We start from the raw sequence: 19,530 nt of genomic DNA, 5'->3' as shown, positions 1-19,530 counted from the left end.
GAGTTAAACGCGGTAAATGTGACGCATATTTCAACTTTCTCCCCAATTTTGCAATTTTTTAATCTTCCGCGCCTCCCGAAAGAACGTTTGTAGCAATTCCAACGATTCTCCACCCAGAACTCCGGAAGTAATGTCGCAGCGATGATTCAAGGGCGGATTGGAGTCCAGAAGGTTGATCCAGCCACCTGCCGCACCCGCTTTGGGATCTCCGCAGCCGAAAACAACACGATCCGGACGGCAATGAACGATGGCACCCGCACACATCGGGCAGGGCTCTTTCGTGACATACAAGGTGCATTTCTCCAAGCGCCAGCCTCCGAGCGCTTGCTGAGCCGCTGTAAGAGCGAGCATTTCCGCATGAGCTGTTGCATCTTTCAGGCTTTCAACCTGGTTCCAGGCCCGGCCGATAATCTTCCCTTCATGAACCACGACTGCTCCAACCGGAACCTCGGATGCAGCATAGGCCTTGCGGGCTTCGCGAAGTGCCTGTTGCATAAAATAAGCGTCGCTTTGGAGATCGATTATCAATTCTTCGTTCATGATGGAGCGGGCATCTGTAACTTGTTTTTACTACTGCGACAACACTTCCCACGAGCGCGCCCCACAACCGCCGGTTTTTCCTTCCCATCCGCCGCTTCCATGCTTCGTTTGTGTTCGTGATTACGAAGACCTATCTTGACCGCGTCATTGCCCCTTCTTTGCTAGCCGCCGATTTTTCAAAAGTCGGTGAAGAAACTTCCCGTGCCATCCACGCAGGAGCCGACTGGCTTCACTTGGATGTGATGGATGGAAACTTTGTGGACAATATTTCCTTCGGTCCTGCCCTGGTCCAGGCCGTGCATGAGTCCAACGATATCTTTTTGGATGTTCATCTGATGATTTCCCGCCCGGATCACTACCTCCCACGCTTTATCGCGGCGGGCGCAGATTGTATCACAGTCCACGTGGAGGCGGATCATGATGTGGCGGATACCCTGAAGAGAATCCGTGAAGCAGGCTGTCTCGCAGGCTTGGCGCTAAATCCTGCGACTCCGTTCGCCGACGTGGTGCCTTATCTCGACCAGATTGATCTCTTGCTTTGCATGACCGTGGTGCCCGGCTTCGGCGGGCAGGCATTTATGCCTGAGGTAATGGAAAAAGTGCAGGCAGCGTCCGATTACCGGAAAGAAAAAGGACTTTCCTACCATATTGAAGTCGATGGCGGCATTAATGTTGAGACTGCGGCAACTTCCGCGAAAGCGGGAGCAAATGTAATGGTTGCCGGTTCAACAACTTTCGGGATGAAAGACATGACTGCTGCCATCACGGCCATCCGTGAAGCATAGCCATGCTGCCCAATCAATATTATGAAACCCATTCTCATCAGTTCCACCATCGCACTTGCCATCGGATTCGCAGGCGGATGGGCCTTCAAGCCATCCGGTGACAAATCGGAACTTCTCGACGCTCTTGCCGCAACTCCAGCACGTCCACTACCGAGAAATTCCCCAAGCGCGCCACCTATCGACAATCCGAATATTCCGGAAACAAGTAGATCGAGAGAGCTGACCGAAGCAAATGACAAGCCGCTCCTAAGCCAGCCGGACATCCCGGATACCACAGACGAGCGTGATCGGGCGAAATGGATGAGGCTCAGCGAAACCCTCAATCTGAGCGCGGATCAAGCTAAAGCCGTCCAGGCATCCATCGATGAAACCCAGCCGGAGCTTTCCTCTGAAAAACCCCACGACCAGGCCCTTTCAGAAAAGGGTGCGGAGCTGGAGGAAAAAATCCTTTCGATTCTCACGTCGGAGCAGCAGAAGGAGTTCAAAAATATGCAGGCTCGAGCAAAGGAAAACTCGATACTTTCCAATGCCCAGCAGTCGGTAGCGGAGAGTTTCCGCGAGCTTGACCTGAACGGCGAGCAGCGTGAGCAGGCTCTAAGCATTTTCCGCCAAACCGCAGAGGAGGATGCCGCGCTTATCAGCGATAGCACCCGCCTTCTTCTGGAAGGGTCCGTCCTACCCATCGGCAAGGAGAAACTAACTGAAGATGGCCTGAAGATGATGAAAAAAATCACCCGGGCAGGCTCGAGCGATCCCACCAGCGTCGAATCCATGGCCACCATCCAGCGGGCGGAAATACAGAAGAAAATGGAAATTTTCCAAGATGTTCTCACTCCCGCCCAGCTTGCGCAATATCGCTTGAAGCTCGAAAAGTCATTGGCGATCTGGGATGAAATGTCACCCCGCTGACGGGATCCGTTATTTCAGTTTGATCAGTTTGGAATATTTTCCTAATTTGCGCCCATGGCAAAAAAGAGTGATCTGGAACGGGTGGTTGTGAAGGTTTTCACCTACGGCATCCAGCCAAAGATATGGAGACAATTTTCCATCTCGACATCAGTGAATTTCCTCCAGCTCAGTGATGCCATTCAGGCTGCGATGGGATGGGAAAACAAGCATCCTCATGAGTTCCGCCATGGGAAAGGCAAACGCCTGGTTGATGTCATCGGTCCCGTCGGACTGGAGGATCAAACGCTCGGTGAATTCCAGGATGAATTGAAACTGACGGTAGCGGACTACCTCGGACGCAAGCGGCTGCCGCTTCGTATGCTTTACCGTTATGATTTCGCCGACGAATGGATTCATGAGATCGTCTTCGAAAAGCGGGTGGAAGGAGAGGGCGGCCCGCAAATGATCGCCGGAGAACGTGCCTGCCCTCCCGAGGATTTCGGCGGAGCCTTCCAGTTTATGCAGGCATTGGCGGGCGAGATTGAATGGGCAAACCCCGGTTACGAACCTGAAAAATTCGATATCTCTAGTGTCGATTTTGAGAAAAAGGTTACCAAGAAGCGGAAATGAATCTCCCGCCTCCATTGTGTATGGAGCACCGGGTAAGAGTCTCGGTTTTGGAGCCGGAGAAGACCTGGAAGATTGCCGGCAAGTCACTGATCATCGGGATTGATGGTTTCAGCGATACAGAAATCCCGCTCTCCGCAATCGGTGAAATCCGTCTGGAATTTGCTCCCAGCCGCGTGCAGACCAACCGCTTTCGTTGCAAAATCACCTGCCCGCCTGGAGGCACGTATTTGATACAAAACGAACACTTCAAAGGGGTGATGTCTTTTGAAGATCGGTCGGAAACCTATAATGATTTCATCCGTGCACTCATATCGCGGACTGACCAACTCAATCCCGCCTGCACCTTTAGAGCGGGTATTTCAGCGATCCGCTGGTGGCTCAACTTACTGTTCACCTGTGTCATCTTTCTCTTTCTGGCACTGACGCTTTTGTTCCTTTACACAGCAATTGGCGCTCTGGTCATCGTGAAACTATTGATCATCGCATTCTTTATTCCCGTTCTCGTTCGATGGTTTATTAGAAATAAGCCGAAAAATTTCTCTCCCGATTGCATTCCGGAAGCATTGCTTCCCAAAACCAATTAAAGGTGACGGAAATTTTCATTTGGCATTTAATTGCAAACTATCTGCAAATTGGACGTATCCCTGTAACTCGCTGGCTGTCTTCTCCCGTTACCGGTTCTTACATGGATGAAGTCCAGCTGAAAGCGAGCTTACCAAACTAACTTTTAGCATGAAAACAACTCTACTTATTCTAGCTTCCACCACCCTTGTTTCCCAGCTGGCCAGTGCGATCCCTCCACTTCCACCAGAGGGGAAGCGCTGGGTCCGCAATGAAAAATTCTCCGATGAATTCAATGGCACCGAGCTGGATTCCAGCAAATGGTTTGATCATCACCCGAACTGGACCGGCCGCCCCCCTGGGATCTTCCTGGCATCCCAGGTTTCTCTGGGAGATGGATTCATGAAGATCCAAAGCAAGAAGCTTGAAGAAAAAATGACAGTCCGTGGTGTGGATTATGATATCGCCGGCGGTGCGGTGGTTTCCAAAACGACAGATGCTCATTTTGGTTACTATGAGTGCCGTTTCAAAGCAGCCGCCACCACCATGTCCACCACTTTCTGGCTATCTACCCGCAAGCAATATCCAGTGCCGGGAAGTGAGGGAGACAAGTTCGGACAAGAGCTTGATATTCAGGAATGCATCGGCAGGGAAGGTGATTTCAAAGGCAAATACTTTGCCAGCGGCATGAACTCAAACGGTCATTTCTGGTATAATCCCAAAGGTGGCGAAACCCAGGATCTTAGAGCCACCGAGGCCAAGGTGAAAACCGAAAAACTTGCTTCGGAAGCCTTCAACACCTACGGCGGTTGGTGGAAAGATGCCCGCACCGCATCCTTCTATCTGAACGATGGGGAACCAAAAGACATGGTCTTCTATGATAAAATTCTGGATGAACCTTTCCCTCATCCCATGGGCCTGAACATGGTGTCCGAGACCTACCCTTTTCCATGGATCGAACTCCCTGGCAAAGAAGAGCTCAACGATCCGGAGCGGAATACCTGCTACTACGATTGGGTCCGTTCCTACATTCTCGTGGATGCCGATGCTCCGACCCCGGAAGGTGTCGAACTCGTTCCACTCTATGAGGAGGAAATCGATTTGAGCGATGCTTTCGACAGTCATGAACCCGTCAAAAACATCATTATTCCATTTTCGTACAAAGCGAACCAGGACAGGAACATCGAGCTTCAGATCCGTGACTCCGAAGGAAAAGTCATCGGTGAAAGTAATTTCAAAGCGCTGACAGGCTACGCAAACACTTCCAAAACGATCGAGCTCAAGGACGCTCCGAAATCCGGTAGCTATACGGTAACGGCCACACTCTCCGCCCTCGATTCCGATGATGCCAAGCCATTGGCTTCCGATGAGATCAAAACGCTGAAGCTCGGCAAATAGTTCTTTTGAGTTGGATGAACCAAGATCCAGAGAGGAGCATTGAATCAACTTGACACTTTGTCAACAATCCACAACATCCTCTAGATTTCGCAAAATCCATTACCAATTATGAAAATAAAATCCGTATTCATGGCGAGCTTGCTCGCTTTTCCCATCACCCAAATCGCGCTGGGAGCTGATCCAGTCCCAACCGACAAGCAAATCGATCACCTGGGAATCACCAACCCGGAAATGCTCAGTGCGGCTTCAAAGCGGGCTTTATTGTGGCCCGATATAGGCAATGAATGGTTTTTTGAAAATCAGGTCTACGATCTAAAAGGTGACCTTGCCTATGAGGAAGGTGTCGTAAGACGGGACCCAAGCGCCCTGATCAAGCATGACGGGAAATACTATGTGTGGTATTCACGGAGCACCGGACCAACCCAAGGCTTCGCTGGCGATATTGAGAAAGACAAGGTCTTTCCATGGGACCGTTGCGATATCTGGTATGCCACCTCGACCGATGGAGTGACATGGAAGGAAGAAGGCCTGGCTGTCCCGCGCGGAGAACCCGGTGCCTACGATGATCGTTCCGTTTTCACTGTGGAAATCATGCAGTGGGAAGGGAAATATTACCTCTGCTATCAGACGGTAAAATCCCCCTACACTGTCCGGGTGAAAAACCAGATCGGCCTCGCGTGGGCGGATTCGCCTGATGGTCCCTGGACAAAAAGCAAAGAGCCGATCCTAAGCCCTGCTGACAATGGCATCTGGAAAGGTGACGATCAAAACAACCGCTTCAGCGTCGTCAAGAAGGGCGATTTCGACAGTCACAAGGTTCACGATCCATGTATCCTTCCTTACAAGGGAAAATTCTATCTCTATTACAAAGGTGAACAGATGGGTGAGCAAATCACCTTTGGCGGGCGTCAGATTCGCCACGGTGTAGCCATCGCGGACAAGCCGGAAGGCCCGTATGTGAAATCCCCCTACAACCCGATCAGCAATAGCGGTCATGAGGTTTGCGTATGGAAATACGATGGCGGCATTGCCTCTCTCATCACTACGGATGGACCGGAGAAAAACACAGTCCAGTGGTCTCCGGATGGGATCAACTTCGAGATCAAAGCGGTGATCAAAGGCGCACCACATGCCATCGGCATCAACCGGGATCTGGACAATGAAAAGGAGCCAACGGAAGCACTTCGCTGGGGCCTGACCCATGAATATAAAACTTCCGATTACCAATATATCCGGGGTTTCCGCACCAATCGCGTTCTACATCACGTCGCCAAAGGCGAGGGCGGAAAAGATGTAAAGGGCAACGACTCCGCTCGGGGAAAAGAAGCAAAGTAAAAACCTCGTCCACCCCAGGCTAACATTAAAAAAGCCGTGACCTTCATCGGGTCACGGCTTTTTTGGATCGTAGAATAGAAAGTGTTCTATTTTTTGGGAGGTCCCTGGCGGCTCTCACGTTGTTTTTTATTGAGACCGTATCGGTAAAAATCCTCGGGCTTTTGATAGAGTGTGGACTGCTTCATTGCAGGATCATCGATATCTTGGCTCAGATCACAGTCGAAGCGGGTCAGGACCGAGTGATTCTCGCTCCAGTCCGTTGCATTTGTGAAATGGGAAAGTCCCCAAGTGATGCCCCGCCCGTCCTTGGTATCGGTAAATGCGTCCGGGATGAATGGACCTCCCGCATCCGGCATCATCTGGGTAATTGCTGCAATGTTGAAATTCACGCCATCCTCCGCATACTGAACGGTGAAATGCTCGTTCCCATCCCGAATCACAAGTGCAGCAATCCCTTGTTTGAAAGGAAACAGGGTCGTCTCATGCCCGGACGCAATCACAGGATTCAGCGGATGCTTGGTAAATGGACCTAGTGGATTATCTGCCGTGGCAAGTCCCTGCATACGCACCAAAGGCTTGCCGCCGCCGAAGTCGGATTTGTAGTAGAGGTAAATCTTCCCCTTGTAGACCAGCGGGTATGGATCGTGGATCGAATATTGATCCCACTCCCCTTCCGCACCGTTCGGAATGACAATCTCATTGTAGGGAGTCCACGGACCATCCGGGGAATCCGCGTAGGAAACTGCAACGGGGCAATCATCCCCGCGTTTGCCGCTGGCTTCCATGAAGCCCTGATAATAAATGTAGTATTTCCCTTTCCACTCCAAAATATCTGCAGTGGAAACCGAACGCCAGCCAACATTCGGTTTGGCCGGGCGCGGCACTGCCACCCCCTGTTCCTGCCAGGTGAACCCATCTTCACTAGTCGCATACCAGATTTCCGACAGATCCCAATCGCTGGAAGGAATGGTATCAGTGGATTTTTCCGCACCTTTCGGAGAGGTCTCAGTCTCTCGATGGGTATACCAGACATAATATTTGCCATTGGCAAAAATCACTTTGGATGGATCGCGCCGGGAAATTGTCCCGTCGTGATTATTATAATCGAAGCCCTTAAGCTCGGTGTATTTGAACTGTGAGTAGAGCTCGTTATCCTGTGGCTGGACACCCATATAGCGGTAGTTGCGCTCGACAGCGGCGCTAAGCGGCATATCCGGCTTTTCCTTTGGCAGGACGAAAGGGAAGGCCTTCTGCTCTGCACGGGCAGCGCCCATCGCAAGTAGAGTGAGAGCGGAAATGCTCAGAAACTGAGTGGGGAAATTCTGGTGATTCATTGGTTTTGTCGTTAGATGATAGGGTATTTTCGTTTATCCGAAAGTTCGCCGGAGAGACTGTCCCACCTATTTTGCGGAACGTTCGGCCTTCTGCTTCGCATTCAGCCCTTTTGAAAAATAGACCTCCGGATCAAGATAGAGATGCGTATTCTTCATCGCCCTGTCATCAACATCGAGGCTCAGATCACAATCGAACCTGGCTAGAATTGAATGCTGTTTCCCTTGTTTCCCCGCATTGGTGAAATGGGAAAGGCCCCATGTTATCCCTCTTCCGTTTCCATTACTGGTAAAAGCATCCGGAACATACGAACCAGCAGCTGTCGGCAACATCGTTGTGACCGAGGCAATATTGAAATTCACACCGTCTGGCGCATATTGAATGGTGTTGGCCTCGTTGCCGTTTGAAATGATCAGCGCCGCAATTCCCTCTTTAAAAGGGAACAAGGCCGTCTCGTGGCCGGAGTTGGTCAACGGATTGAGAGGATGCTTTTTGAAAGAACCCAAAGGATGATCTGCAATGGCCACTCCGTTCCCGACCAGATAATCCGGGCGATCTCCGTAGGCTGCCTTATAGTAGATATAGATCTTTCCTTTGTAGACCAACGGATACGGATCGTGGATTGAGTATTGATCCCAGGAACCCGGCTCGCCATTTGGAATAATGACCTTATTACAAGGAGTCCAGGGTCCATCCGGAGAGTCCGCATAGGAGGCGGCAACCGGACAGTGGTCACCTTTGGTTCCGCTGGCCTCTACAAAACTCTGATAATAGAGATAGTATTTTCCCTCCCATTCCAGAATGTCCGTTGTGGCCACAGAGCGCCAACCGACAAGAGGTTTCTCCGGACGAGGGATCGCCACTCCCTGCTCCGTCCAAGTAAAGCCATCCTCACTGGTCGCATACCAAATATCGCACAAATCCCAATCGGTGGATGGAATTGTGTCCGTGCTTTTCGCAGCGCCTTGCGGCGGCGTGGGTGTATCGCGTTTCGTATACCAGACGTAGTATTTGCCATCCACCTTGATCACTTTCGATGGATCCCTGCGGGAGATTGTCCCGTCGCCACCATTGTAATCGAACCCTTTGAGCTTCGTATAAGCGAATGTGGAGAAAAGCTCATTATCCTCCGGGCGCGGCGTGAGATAATTGTCATATAGACGCTCCATTGCCGCGCTCAAGGGGCGTTCTGGTTTTGATTGCGGGATATCCCACGGATAGGAAGGGGTCGCGCTATTATCGGGACTCTCTGCAGTGGTAATTCCCGACAGCATGCCGAACACTCCCATGCCGAGGGCCACTGCTTTTAGCCAAGCAGCCGAGCTTTTTTGTTGTTTATGATACATCATCGCAGGAGCATACGGTAAACAATTTACAAAAATTACACTACAGAAGTGGAAATCCCGAATTTAAATACGGTGCGGGATTCAAAGGTTTCACCCGGTCTGAGCATACTTCCCGGGGATCCTTCGATGTTGGGACCGTTCGCATACCTGGCGGTCTCACAGCAAAAACCTTTGAACTGCCCATAGACTTCCTGCTCATTGCGTTTCAATGAATCTGAAGTGTAGTAGCCCGTGTAGAAAAGCATACCTGGTTCCGAGCTGGAGACCTCCATGACACGGCCACTGTTTTCTTCCGAAAATTCCGCCACTTTTTCAAAAGTGCCCACCGATTTGCTAAATACATAGTAGTTCTCAAACCCTTTCGGCTCTTCCTCAAAAACATCCCCGATGGGTTTCGCCTTATTGAAATCCCAGACTGTGCTAGCAACATTCTTCTCAGCGCCCACCGGGACATTTGTGTCATCAGGCAGGAGAAATCGATCCGATATGATGCGGGCTTCGTGCCCCAGCACTTTTTCCCGGAATCCCGAAAGGTTGAAATACGTGTGGTTCGTAGGTGCGAACGGAGTCTCCTTATCACAAGTTGCCGAGTAATCGATACTTAGCTCATTGTCATTGGTAAGCGTATAAACCACGGTAACATCGAGGTTTCCCGGATAACCATTGTCTCCATCCGGGCTGGTGATGCTCAACTTCAGGCCCACACTTCCGGCGGATTGAAACTCCTCAGCCTCCCACAAACGTTTGTCCAACGCATTGATACCTCCGTGGAGATGATTGGGACCATCATTGGTATCAACCTGGTAATCTTTGCCGTTTGCGGAGAATTTTCCATTTTTGATCCGGCCTGCGTAACGACCTACCAAGCAACCGAAATAGGGAGAATTCGCCTTATACTCGTCACTGAAGTAACCTTCGAGCGAGTCAAAGCCACAGGCAATATTCTCAGAATTTCCATTCTTGTCGGGGACAGAGATCGCCGTGACGATTCCGCCGTAGTTGGTGATTTTAACGGTCATTCCGCCGTCATTTTCCAGTGTGTATAGATCGGCGGCGGTTCCGTTGAAGGAACCGAAATGGGATTTTGAAAGTTTCATCGTTCGTTGGGTTTGCGTTCTAAAAAGCTGTTATGCGTCGGGCAGAGCCGCTTCCGCGGGAGCCGCCGGTTCAACCTCGCCTTTCTTTGTGGAAAGGTATTGAGAGCCAGCGAGAATAACCACACCGAGAACCATCGCACTGAGACCGGTGTAGAGTGAGTTCCGCGCCTTGCTGGAAGCATTGATCCACTCCTTGGTATAAATCCCGCTGATTACCGCCACCACAACGCAAGTCGTATTGAAGATCGCATAGACAACCACGGGACCCAGCTCAAACAGACCCGCGCCATAACCGTAGCCGACAGATGCGGCGTAATGGAAAACGGCCATGACGAAAATTAGAACGAAATTCAGCCCGAAAGCTGGCGTCTTGAAGCTGCCCCATGCCTTCTTCGAAGTGATTTGCCAGCCGAAATAGCCCGCCATGATCACACCTCCGCTTAGGAAGACGACAAGCATCACCGCGAGGGATACCATCCAAGGAGGATTCCCCGCCGCTGCCACAGCTTCACCCAGCGGCTCCCCGCCCACCGTGAAAGCAACGTTGAAGCCCGTGGCAAGCAGACCACCGATCACAGCGATCGCGATCCCCGCGCCCATTGATTTTTTACCACTCTTCCCGGCGGCATCCTTGTTGCTGATTTTTTCTTCGGCTTCGCGCACCAGACCTGCTCTTCCGTTGAAAAGAATTCCAAGCAGAACGATCGCAATGCCGAGCAGGATGAGAGCCAATACCGGAGCCTCCGGCAATCCTTCCACCCCGGACTTTGCAATACCGATACCGATCGGAAGAACAGAGCCAACCAGAATTACCGTGCCGATGAAAATCGAGAAACCGAGGGATAAACCGATGTGGTGAATCGCCTTACCCCACATCATCACACCAATTCCCCAGAGCACTGCGGAAACGATCATGACGGGTAAAACTTCCTGAACCGCCGGTGTGGAATAGATATCCCCCACTCCTTTCATCAATGTAAGAGTAGCCAATATAGGCACCAGGAACATGGTTTGCATGAAGAACAGTCCCCAGGTATTTTCCTCTTGGAAACCTTTGGTGAACTTGGCGGGAAGGGCATATAGCCCGAGCATGAGGCCGGATATCACGGCCCAGATAATTCCTTCGATAATCATTTAATTATGGGTTTTGGGGGTTTGGAAATTAACGACCCATCCAGCCACCGTCTACGGTGAGAATGGTTCCGTTCATGTAATTTGAAGCCGGGGATGCAAGGAATACGATAGGTCCCTTGAAGTCCTCCGGTTCTCCCCAGCGACCTGCCGGGATACGGGACAGAATGGATTGGCTGCGCTCGGGATCGTTGCGAAGTGCTTCTGTATTATCTGTCGCGATATAGCCTGGTGCGATTGCGTTCACATTCACACCTTTGGAAGCCCACTCATTGGCAAGCGCCATGGTAAGCTGGCCAATACCGCCTTTGCTAGCCGCATAGCCGGGAACATTGATTCCGCCCTGGAATGTCAGCAGTGAGGCGGTGAAAATGATTTTTCCCGAGCCGTTTGCGATCATCTGTTTTCCGATCTCGCGGCTGAGCACGAACTGCGAGTTGAGATTCACCTCCATGACTTTATCCCAATATTCATCGGAATGGTCCGCTGCCGGATTTCTCATGATGGTGCCCGCGTTATTTACCAGGATATCAATCCTGGGATAATCCGAGGTCACTTGCCCGATGAAAGTCCGGAGGGCTCCGCGGTCACTGAAGTCACAGCTGTATGCTTTGAAGCTCCTGCCAAGGGCTGTGATTTCCTTTTCCACGTCACTGCCGCTTGCCTCCAGCGATGCGGAAACTCCGATCACATCCGCGCCGGCCTCTGCCAATGCCACTGCCATTGCTTTTCCGATTCCGCGTTTGCAACCGGTAACGAGTGCTGTTTTTCCCGCGAGCGAGAACTGATTTAAAATACTCATGATAAATTAAAATAATAGGGGAGGATTAATCCGGCTCAGCCACATTTGATCAGAGTCTTGATTCCTGCGGGATTGGCATCGATCGCGGCAAAAGCCTCGCCCACTTCTTCCAGAGGACGGATCTCGGTGATCAACTTGTCGAGCTGTAGCTTCCCGGTAGCCGCCAGAGCAATTGCTTCGTCGAAATCGCATTCCTCATAGAGACGTGCCCCAATGAGCTTGAGCTCGGACCAGAAAAATTTGAAAAGATTCACTGGCCGAGGTTGTGGGTGAATGGCGACCATCACGATCCTGCCACGCACGTTAGGGAGTTCCGTCATGACTTCAACCCCCGGTGCGGAACCGGAAACTTCGAACACGCAGTCAGCCATTTTGCCATTCGTCAACTCGCGGACGGTATCCACCAAGTTCGCTGAGATCGGATTGACCGCCTCGAAGCCAAGACCGCGGATGAGCTCGATGCGGGTATCATTCGGCTCGGAAACGATCACGCGGGCACCCTTTTCGCGGGCGACAAGAGCGATCAGAATACCGATAGGACCACCCCCGATCACGACGCAAATTTCGCCGTCTTTTACTTCGCCTAGGCGCACATCGTGGCAGGCCACGGCAGCTGGCTCGATCATTGCTCCGTGCTCAAGGGAGAGGCCGCCAAGCTTGTGCAGCGTGTAGCTGGGCACAGTCCAAGATGACTGCATACCGCCTGGAAGATCGATCCCGATGAATTTCAGGTTTTTTCCCACATGTGAAAAGCCTTTGTCGAAATCTTCCGGAGCACCAAATTTGAGCGGACGCACCGCGACTGTGTCTCCCACGGAAACGTTTTCCACCCCGGCACCGATCTCAGCTACCGTAGCTGAAACTTCGTGCCCGATGATCTGTGGCTTCGCGACACGGGCATCCATGTTGCCATGGTAGATGTGCATATCGGTTCCACAAACACCGCAGTAGGCGACGTTTAATCTAACCTCACCTGCCGCAGGCGCGATAGCTTCGCTAGGCTCTGCTGCAAGTCCCTTATTCCCTCTGTAGTAAGCTGCTTTCATATAAAATTATTTTCCCTGGTATTCGTAGGGTGCGAGTTTTTGCCAATCAAAGACGACCCCTGTTCCCGGCTCGTCGGAAGCGACGGCACGAGCATTCTCCACCACAAGCGGGCGGGTGGTATAGGCATCGATCGGGAAGCTGTGAACCTCCAGCCAGCCTGCGTTTGACTGGGAAGAAACAAGGCTCACGTGAAGCTCCTGCATTCCATGTGAGCAAACCGGTATTCCGTATTTGCGCGAAAGTTCCGCCGCCTTCAGCCAGCCGGTGATGCCGCAGCAATTTGATGCATCCGGTTGGATAAAGGAGAGGCCCGCTTGCTCGAAAGCGTATCCGAACTCGTGGATCGTATGAAGATTTTCCCCCATCGCCAGAGGCATTCCAGTGGCCTCCGCGATTTTTTTAAAGCCGGCGTAATCATCCGGAAGTGTCGGCTCCTCAAACCAGAAGATATCGTATTCCTTGAAACGATTCGCCGCTTCTATTGCCTTCTCGACGCTCATCGAATAATTGGCATCCACCATGAAGGTGACATCAGGGCCGATAAGCTCCCGCACTGCACGGATCCGCTCAATATCCTCATCGAGATTATCGCGGCCGATCTTGATCTTCACAGCCGTATAGCCGTCAGCAAGGTAACCCCGGATATTGTTGAGTAGCTTTTCTAGCGGAAAAAGAAGGTCAATCCCGCCACAATAAGCCTTGCAGGTATTTCCCGCGCCGCCCGCCATTTTCCATAGCGGCTGCCCAGCTTTTTTGCAGCGGATATCCCAGAGTGCGATATCGATAGCGGACATCGCAAAGGAAGCAATGCCTCCACGCCCGACATAATGGGTATGCCATTCCATGAAATCGTGAATTTTCTCCACGTCGTCCCCGTTCATCCCTATCAGGACGGAAGAGTAGTCGTGTTCCACCATTGCCTTGATGGAATGGCCGCCCTTCCCGCCCGTGTAGGTGTAGCCGGTGCCTTCGGATCCGTCTTCAAGAGTGACAGTCACTGTCACCAACTCGAAATGGGTATGCTCTCCATGCTTGGCATCCGTGAGGACTTCAGGCAATGGCACCTCGAACAAGCGGGTAACCACCGAGCTGATTTTGGATCCTGTGGACACGGGTTTGATCGTCTGTGCTGGCTCAGTCTGAAGCATGGAGTTACTCACTGAAATTGACATACATGGTTTTCTTCTCGAGATAGTTCTCGAGACCGTATTTACCATCTTCTCCGCCGGTTCCGCTGAGTTTGAAACCATTGTGGAAGCCTTGCCGCTGCTCACCCATGGCGCGGTTGACATAAATTTCACCGAATTCCAGCTCCAAGACCGCGCGTTGGATCTTCCGCATATCCTTGGTGAAAAGGAATGCCGCAAGGCCGTAATCGCTATCGTTGGAGAGTTCCAACGCCTCTTCAAAGCTGCTGATCCGCATGATCGGGCTCACCACGCCAAAGACTTCATCCCGCATGACGTCCATGCTGTTATTGCAATCGGTCAAAATCGTTGCCTCATACCAGTGGCCCTTCTCGAACCCGGCTCCCTCCGGGCGCTTGCCGCCACAGACGACCTTCGCTCCCTGGGCCACGGCTTTGTCCACGATTTTCGCCAGTTGCTCAGTTTCGTAGGCGTTGACCTTCGGGCCGATCTGTGTGTCCGGATTGAATGGATCCCCGAGTTTCAATTTCGAGACCTCGGCAGTGTATTTTTCCAGGAACTCATCGTAGACCGCGTCGTGGATGTAAAAACGCTCGGGACAGGTGCATACCTGGCCATTGTTGAGATGCCGGGATACGGTTGCGGCCGCCACCGCTTTATCCACGTCACCATCTTCGAGGAGGATGAAAGGAGCTTTACCGCCCAGTTCCAGGCGGACGGCGGTAAGATTATCCGCACACATTCCATAGATCCGCTGGCCGGTTTTGGTGCTGCCTGTCATTGTCACCAGCTTGGTGAGCTTATTGGTAACCAACTCGGTGCCCATGGTGGATCCATCACCGGTGACAAAGTTCAAAACCCCTTTCGGGAAGCCGGCTTGCTCGGCGAGCTTACCCAAGGCCATCACCGCCGCAGGAGTTTCTGAAGGTGGCTTCACCACCATAACGTTACCCGCCGTCAATGCGGGTCCGATCTTGCGGCAGGCTAGTGCCAGCGGGAAGTTCCATGCGGAAATTCCCACACATACGCCGTAAGGAACCTTGTGAATCCAGATATGCTCCTCGGGATTGTCCGAGGAATAAATATCACCTTCCAGGCGGCGTGCGCTCTGTGCGGGGAAATTGATAAAATCAGCCGCGACATCCACTTCACCCAGTGCGAGTTGATAGATTTTTCCCTGTTCAGTGCTAAGGATACGTGCGAGTTCCTCGCGGTTTTCCTTGATCAGTTCAGCAAAACGAATGAGGTAATTCCCGCGCTCCACCGCCGGCAGGGCAGCCCAGGCGGCAGTCGCTTTCTTAGCAGCTTCCAGAGCTAGCTTGGCATCGTCCGCCCCACCCTTCGGCACGGTGTAGACGACTTGCTCCGTGGAGGGGTTTTCCACTTCGATAACCTCTCCGGTTACAGAACCTTTGTGTTCCCCATTGATGTACATGCTGTAAGCTTCGATGGCTTCTTTCGTTTTTTCTGACATGATATTAATGATTTTTATTAATGAGTTTTTCGGAGCCCCGGGGAACAGCACTCTGGATGCGCTTATTGGATATTGGCCTCCAACGCGGTGATCGCCCGTTCCAGATCCTTATCACGGACGGCTTGAAGGATCGCGATGTGTTCCTCATGGCTCTGGGAAATATCCTTATGCCGCGAGTAATGCATAATCATACGGGTCACGATCGGCACCCACATGGATACGATCTCCTCGTCTCCCGCACATTTCAAAAGCGCCTGATGGAAAGCGATATCCAGCTCCGCAATTTTCGCGATATCGCGGCGCTCACATGCCTCCCCCAGTTTCGCAATCAGGCGTTCCATTTCCGCAATCTGAGCAGGGCCGATCTTGTGGATCGAATTGCGCAGCGCGAAGGTCTCGATCTCCACGCGGACCTTCACGATCAAAGGCTGCACCCATTCGCTCGGCTCACCGCTAACACGGACACCACAGTTCGGAACGGATACGAGCATCCCTTCCTGGGTCAATTGCAATAAAACATCCCGGATAGGCCCCCGGGAAACTCCGAACCGTTCCGCCAAGGGTTGCTCACGCAGCGGATAGCCTTTTGGAAAATTACCGGATAAAATATCTGCACGCAGGTGCCCGGCGATTTGTTCTCTAATCGTTTTGATTGGGGCGATGTTGTTGGACATGGAGCGTATTTACCACGGGCATCTAGCGAACTAGAAACTAATTATTTTCAATGTTTTGGAAATTGTCAACAATTCGCCGGGTTCGTCAATTTTTAAAATCGCTGATCGGCTGTATGCCATGTGTGCAGTCACAAAAAAAACGCACCGGTTAACCGATGCGTTGGAAATTTCCCCGGAGACAATGACCTGGGGGTAGGAAACTTTAAAAGTCTCCTATAATAGATCGTGGTTGAATTATTTGGCGGCCCGGACCTCATCGATCACTTTGCGGGCCGCAGCCGCATTGGCGGTGATCGCTTCCCAATCCTCCGCATTGATCAATTTCGCAGGAGCCAGCCAGGAGCCGCCAATCGCAGCTACCGAAGAATCCGCAATATAGCTTCCCATATTCTCAATATTCAACCCGCCGAGTGGAATGAATTTTACTCCGAGATGAGCATATGGAGCTTTGATGCTGGAAAGATATTTCAAACCTCCGCTTGGCTCTGCCGGGAAAAACTTCATCTCACGGCAGCCGAGTTCCAGAGCAAGTTCCACATCGGAGGGAGTGAGTATCCCCGGGGCGAATGGCAGTCCCTTCTCTTCCGCATACTTCACGACACGTGGATTCAAACCCGGAGCAACTCCGAAAGCCGCTCCTGCGGCCACGACCTCATCGACCTGCTCGGTGGTCAAAATCGTCCCGATTCCCGCCAGCATTTCCGGGACATGCTGGACGACTTCCTTGAGCGCCCCGATCGCGGCCGGAGTGCGCAGAGTGAGTTCCATCACATCCACTCCACCTGCCAGAAGCGCTTTAGCAAGGGGCACGGCATGTTTCGCGTCGTCGATAACGAGCACGGCTACAACTCCGCACTTTTCGATACGGTCACGAACGTTTGCAGGGATTTTGGATTCCATAATGAATATTCTTTGGTGATTCTAATTTTGAAAAAGCTTCAGGGCATTTCCGCTCTGGCATGTGGCGGCACCTTAGGTAGCCGGAGGCTGCCAGCCTAGCAAATTCATGACGTTTTCTCGTATATCAGAAAACGTGTATCCGCACATCAGAAAGATCACCTTTATCTCTCGGATTTTTCGTTGTCCTAATCTAGGATGGGCTCTTCGAAAATTAGTTATGAAACTCAGTCTCATCTGCGGCATCGCCGTATCCACTTTAGTTCCCACGGCCGCCTTCAGTGAGGAAAAGACCCCGAACGTGCTCATGATCGCCATCGACGATCTGAACGATTGGGTCGGTTTTCTAGGCGGGCACCCGCAGGCAAAAACGCCCAATCTGGATCGGCTCGCAGCCCAGGGCATGGTTTTTGAAAATGCCCAATGCTCCGGAACTGCCTGCAATCCGTCCCGCGCGGCTCTCATGAGCGGCATTCCTCCCTACCTTTCAGGCCTCTACAGCAATAGCCAGAATTTGCGCAAAAATCCCATCCTCAAAGATGCGGTGATGATCCCACGCTACTTCAGCAATCACGGCTACACCTCGATGGTCCGGGGAAAAATTTTCCATAATGCCGGAGACGATCCCCAATCCTGGGACATCATGAGCGATCAGAAAAAGGACAAGATCGAGATCCCGCCGGACCAGCTGACAGACATGTCACCCTACAAGGATCTCAACATCGACAACGGACTCGACTTCGTCCAGAAGCCCCGCATCGCTTGGAAATCCACCATGCAACCTAAGGAAACTACCTTGGACTACCAGAACGCACTCTGGGCCGCCCAGTGGCTTACCGACTCTGCCGGACAGGAAACTCCAAAGCCTTTCTTCCTCGCCTGCGGAATCTTCCGCCCCCATCTGCCATGGACTGTGCCTGCAGAATATTACGCCCGTTTTGATCTGGAGACCACGGAGCTGCCGAAAATCAAGGAAGATGATTTTTCCGATATCCCGGGCGGTGGCCCTTCCGAAGAATACGAATACGCTAAAAAGCACAATCTCCTCAAAGAGCTCACATGGGCCTACCTCGCAAACATCGCCTATGCGGACGATTGCGTGGGCGTGATCCTGGACGCTCTTGAAAAGAGCCCCTACAAGGATAACACCATCGTCGTTCTCTGGAGCGATCACGGCTGGCACGTCGGCGAGAAACTCCGGTTCAAGAAAAGCACGCTCTGGGAGGAAACTGCACGGATGCCCTTCATCGTTAAAGCTCCGGGCCTGGCACCGGGTCGCACCGAGCGACCTGTCAACCTCATCGACCTATATCCTACTTTGATCGATCTTGCGGGACTTCCTCCAAAAGATGGGCTTGCGGGACGCAGCTTCGTCCCCGTGCTGAAAAACCCGGAAACCGGATGGAATTATCCGTCGCTAACCAGTGCCTCGCATGGCTGGAGCCTTAGAAACGAGCGCTGGCGCTATATTCAGAACACCAACGGACGTGAGGAGCTCTATGATCACTCAAAAGATCCCCAGGAGTGGACAAATCTAGCGGACAATCCCGAGTATATGAAAATCAAGGAAGAGCTGAAAAAGTTCATCCCGGAAGAGCGGATTTCACCGAAGAAAAGCACCGGCAAAAAGAAACACGACTAGCCCGCAACCGCGGACCGACCATTCGCGAAATTGCCTCGCATCCAGGCGAATCAGTAAGGCTTTGGATTTAGGTCTAATCGTCCAGATGTTGAATAACCATCGCTTGTCGTTTCGTATGCACGAGCGATTGGCAAATTCCGCGAACGAATTTTCCATCAGCTGCCCGGTTGATTTGCAGGACAGGGAGCCTTCAAAGCCTTGCTACCTAGACTCCTAAAAGAAAAATCCTCGGTGATTGGAGTCGAAAATTGAGCTTTGCTGCATGATCCAGTGCCTTTTATGCTCTGATATGACACCAAATCAAACTTGGCTTTTTTATTCGCAAGCGGTTTGGAAAACCGACCAAGCAGCTTATATCGCCAGAACGCTGATTGATAACCCACCTGACCCGAGCTGCTATGCGACAAAAGTCACTTGGTTCGCAGCCTACAATTTTAGTATTGTTTCCTATTGTAGCCCTTTCATGAGGTTCGAAAATACCGACAAAAAGATGGAGAGAGGGCTAAGTAATGAAGTGGTCCCTAATGAATTTCAGGAACTTCATTCGCAGATTTTCCATTATCGTCATAAGATATTAGCTCATACCGACATTAGTCACATGCGCTTATGTGGTTCAGATAAAACGTTTCCTTTGGTATCGATAGAAACTTTTTCTGCTCCACCAATCGCCCAAGCATTTGCTCTATTTTCAAAAGTCTCGGAAATATTAGTTCAAAAGCTGTCCGATATTGAGAATTACACTAAGATACTTCAACCAAAGACGGGTAAAACTCCGATTTGATCCAGACTTCCTCCATATCGCG

The 19,530-nt window shown here is 51.7% G+C and carries 19 protein-coding genes; 8 read left to right on the top strand and 11 right to left on the bottom strand.

What is annotated here, in order from left to right:
- Positions 1–30: 30 nt before the first annotated feature.
- Positions 31–540 (bottom strand): tRNA adenosine(34) deaminase TadA, encoded by a 510-nt coding sequence (tadA, locus tag ACFSSA_RS12950; protein ID WP_386820909.1) that lies wholly within the window; start codon positions 538–540, stop codon positions 31–33.
- Between the two features lie 116 nt (positions 541–656).
- On the opposite strand from tadA, the gene rpe reads away from it, so the two are divergent.
- The 6 genes from rpe to ACFSSA_RS12920 all read left to right on the top strand — a co-directional run bounded on the left by rpe (position 657) and on the right by ACFSSA_RS12920 (position 6,137).
- Entirely contained in the window at positions 657–1,325 is a 669-nt protein-coding gene (gene rpe, locus ACFSSA_RS12945) for a ribulose-phosphate 3-epimerase (protein ID WP_386820908.1), read from the top strand.
- 21 nt (positions 1,326–1,346) lie between these two features.
- Positions 1,347–2,234 carry a hypothetical protein gene (locus ACFSSA_RS12940; protein ID WP_386820907.1) on the top strand — a complete coding sequence of 296 codons (888 nt, stop codon included), beginning with the start codon at positions 1,347–1,349 and terminating at the stop codon, positions 2,232–2,234.
- A gap of 54 nt (positions 2,235–2,288) precedes the next feature.
- Positions 2,289–2,843, top strand: a complete 555-nt coding sequence (locus ACFSSA_RS12935; RefSeq protein WP_386820906.1) for a plasmid pRiA4b ORF-3 family protein — start codon at positions 2,289–2,291, stop codon at positions 2,841–2,843.
- Positions 2,840–3,427 (top strand): hypothetical protein, encoded by a 588-nt coding sequence (locus ACFSSA_RS12930; protein ID WP_386820905.1) that lies wholly within the window; start codon positions 2,840–2,842, stop codon positions 3,425–3,427. The genes ACFSSA_RS12935 and ACFSSA_RS12930 overlap by 4 nt, the downstream gene beginning before the upstream one ends.
- Positions 3,428–3,575: 148 nt before the next feature.
- Positions 3,576–4,802 (top strand): beta-porphyranase D, encoded by a 1,227-nt coding sequence (locus tag ACFSSA_RS12925; protein WP_386820904.1) that lies wholly within the window; start codon positions 3,576–3,578, stop codon positions 4,800–4,802.
- A gap of 129 nt (positions 4,803–4,931) precedes the next feature.
- Positions 4,932–6,137 (top strand): glycoside hydrolase family 117 protein, encoded by a 1,206-nt coding sequence (locus ACFSSA_RS12920; protein ID WP_386821255.1) that lies wholly within the window; start codon positions 4,932–4,934, stop codon positions 6,135–6,137.
- Between the two features lie 86 nt (positions 6,138–6,223).
- Here ACFSSA_RS12920 and ACFSSA_RS12915 read toward each other — a convergent pair whose 3' ends face one another.
- The 10 genes from ACFSSA_RS12915 to eda form a co-directional block, all read right to left on the bottom strand.
- Positions 6,224–7,411 (bottom strand): glycoside hydrolase family 117 protein, encoded by a 1,188-nt coding sequence (locus ACFSSA_RS12915; protein ID WP_386821253.1) that lies wholly within the window; start codon positions 7,409–7,411, stop codon positions 6,224–6,226.
- Between the two features lie 126 nt (positions 7,412–7,537).
- On the bottom strand, positions 7,538–8,743 hold the full coding sequence (locus ACFSSA_RS12910) for a glycoside hydrolase family 117 protein (protein WP_386821252.1): 1,206 nt from the start codon (positions 8,741–8,743) through the stop codon (positions 7,538–7,540).
- A 107-nt stretch (positions 8,744–8,850) separates the two neighbouring features.
- A complete protein-coding gene (locus tag ACFSSA_RS12905; protein WP_386820903.1) occupies positions 8,851–9,912 on the bottom strand; it encodes an aldose epimerase family protein in 1,062 nt (353 codons plus the stop codon).
- 30 nt (positions 9,913–9,942) lie between these two features.
- Entirely contained in the window at positions 9,943–11,046 is a 1,104-nt protein-coding gene (locus tag ACFSSA_RS12900; protein ID WP_386820902.1) for an L-rhamnose/proton symporter RhaT, read from the bottom strand.
- A gap of 28 nt (positions 11,047–11,074) precedes the next feature.
- Positions 11,075–11,839 (bottom strand): 2-dehydro-3-deoxy-D-gluconate 5-dehydrogenase KduD, encoded by a 765-nt coding sequence (gene kduD / locus ACFSSA_RS12895; RefSeq protein ID WP_386821250.1) that lies wholly within the window; start codon positions 11,837–11,839, stop codon positions 11,075–11,077.
- A gap of 41 nt (positions 11,840–11,880) precedes the next feature.
- A complete protein-coding gene (locus tag ACFSSA_RS12890; protein ID WP_386820901.1) occupies positions 11,881–12,891 on the bottom strand; it encodes a zinc-dependent alcohol dehydrogenase in 1,011 nt (336 codons plus the stop codon).
- A gap of 6 nt (positions 12,892–12,897) precedes the next feature.
- Entirely contained in the window at positions 12,898–14,040 is a 1,143-nt protein-coding gene (locus tag ACFSSA_RS12885; protein ID WP_386821249.1) for a mandelate racemase/muconate lactonizing enzyme family protein, read from the bottom strand.
- Positions 14,041–14,044: 4 nt separating this feature from the next.
- Positions 14,045–15,514: an aldehyde dehydrogenase gene (gene aldA, locus ACFSSA_RS12880; RefSeq protein ID WP_386820899.1), complete on the bottom strand. Its 1,470-nt coding sequence runs from the start codon at positions 15,512–15,514 to the stop codon at positions 14,045–14,047.
- Between the two features lie 62 nt (positions 15,515–15,576).
- The gene (locus tag ACFSSA_RS12875) at positions 15,577–16,188 is read right to left on the bottom strand and encodes a GntR family transcriptional regulator (protein ID WP_386820898.1); all 612 of its coding nucleotides are present in this window, start codon (positions 16,186–16,188) and stop codon (positions 15,577–15,579) included.
- A gap of 234 nt (positions 16,189–16,422) precedes the next feature.
- The gene (eda, locus tag ACFSSA_RS12870; protein WP_386820897.1) at positions 16,423–17,088 is read right to left on the bottom strand and encodes a bifunctional 4-hydroxy-2-oxoglutarate aldolase/2-dehydro-3-deoxy-phosphogluconate aldolase; all 666 of its coding nucleotides are present in this window, start codon (positions 17,086–17,088) and stop codon (positions 16,423–16,425) included.
- A gap of 217 nt (positions 17,089–17,305) precedes the next feature.
- Here eda and ACFSSA_RS12865 point away from each other — a divergent pair, with 217 nt between their 5' ends.
- Complete coding sequence (locus tag ACFSSA_RS12865; RefSeq protein ID WP_386820895.1) at positions 17,306–18,727, top strand: sulfatase; 1,422 nt, start codon at positions 17,306–17,308, stop codon at positions 18,725–18,727.
- A 262-nt stretch (positions 18,728–18,989) separates the two neighbouring features.
- Positions 18,990–19,508: a hypothetical protein gene (locus ACFSSA_RS12860; protein WP_386820894.1), complete on the top strand. Its 519-nt coding sequence runs from the start codon at positions 18,990–18,992 to the stop codon at positions 19,506–19,508.
- Positions 19,509–19,530: the final 22 nt, after the last annotated feature.

It is taken from the genome of Luteolibacter algae (assembly GCF_042683045.1).
Classification (GTDB): domain Bacteria; phylum Verrucomicrobiota; class Verrucomicrobiia; order Verrucomicrobiales; family Akkermansiaceae; genus Luteolibacter; species Luteolibacter algae.
This window is presented reverse-complemented; position numbering and strand designations above follow the sequence as displayed.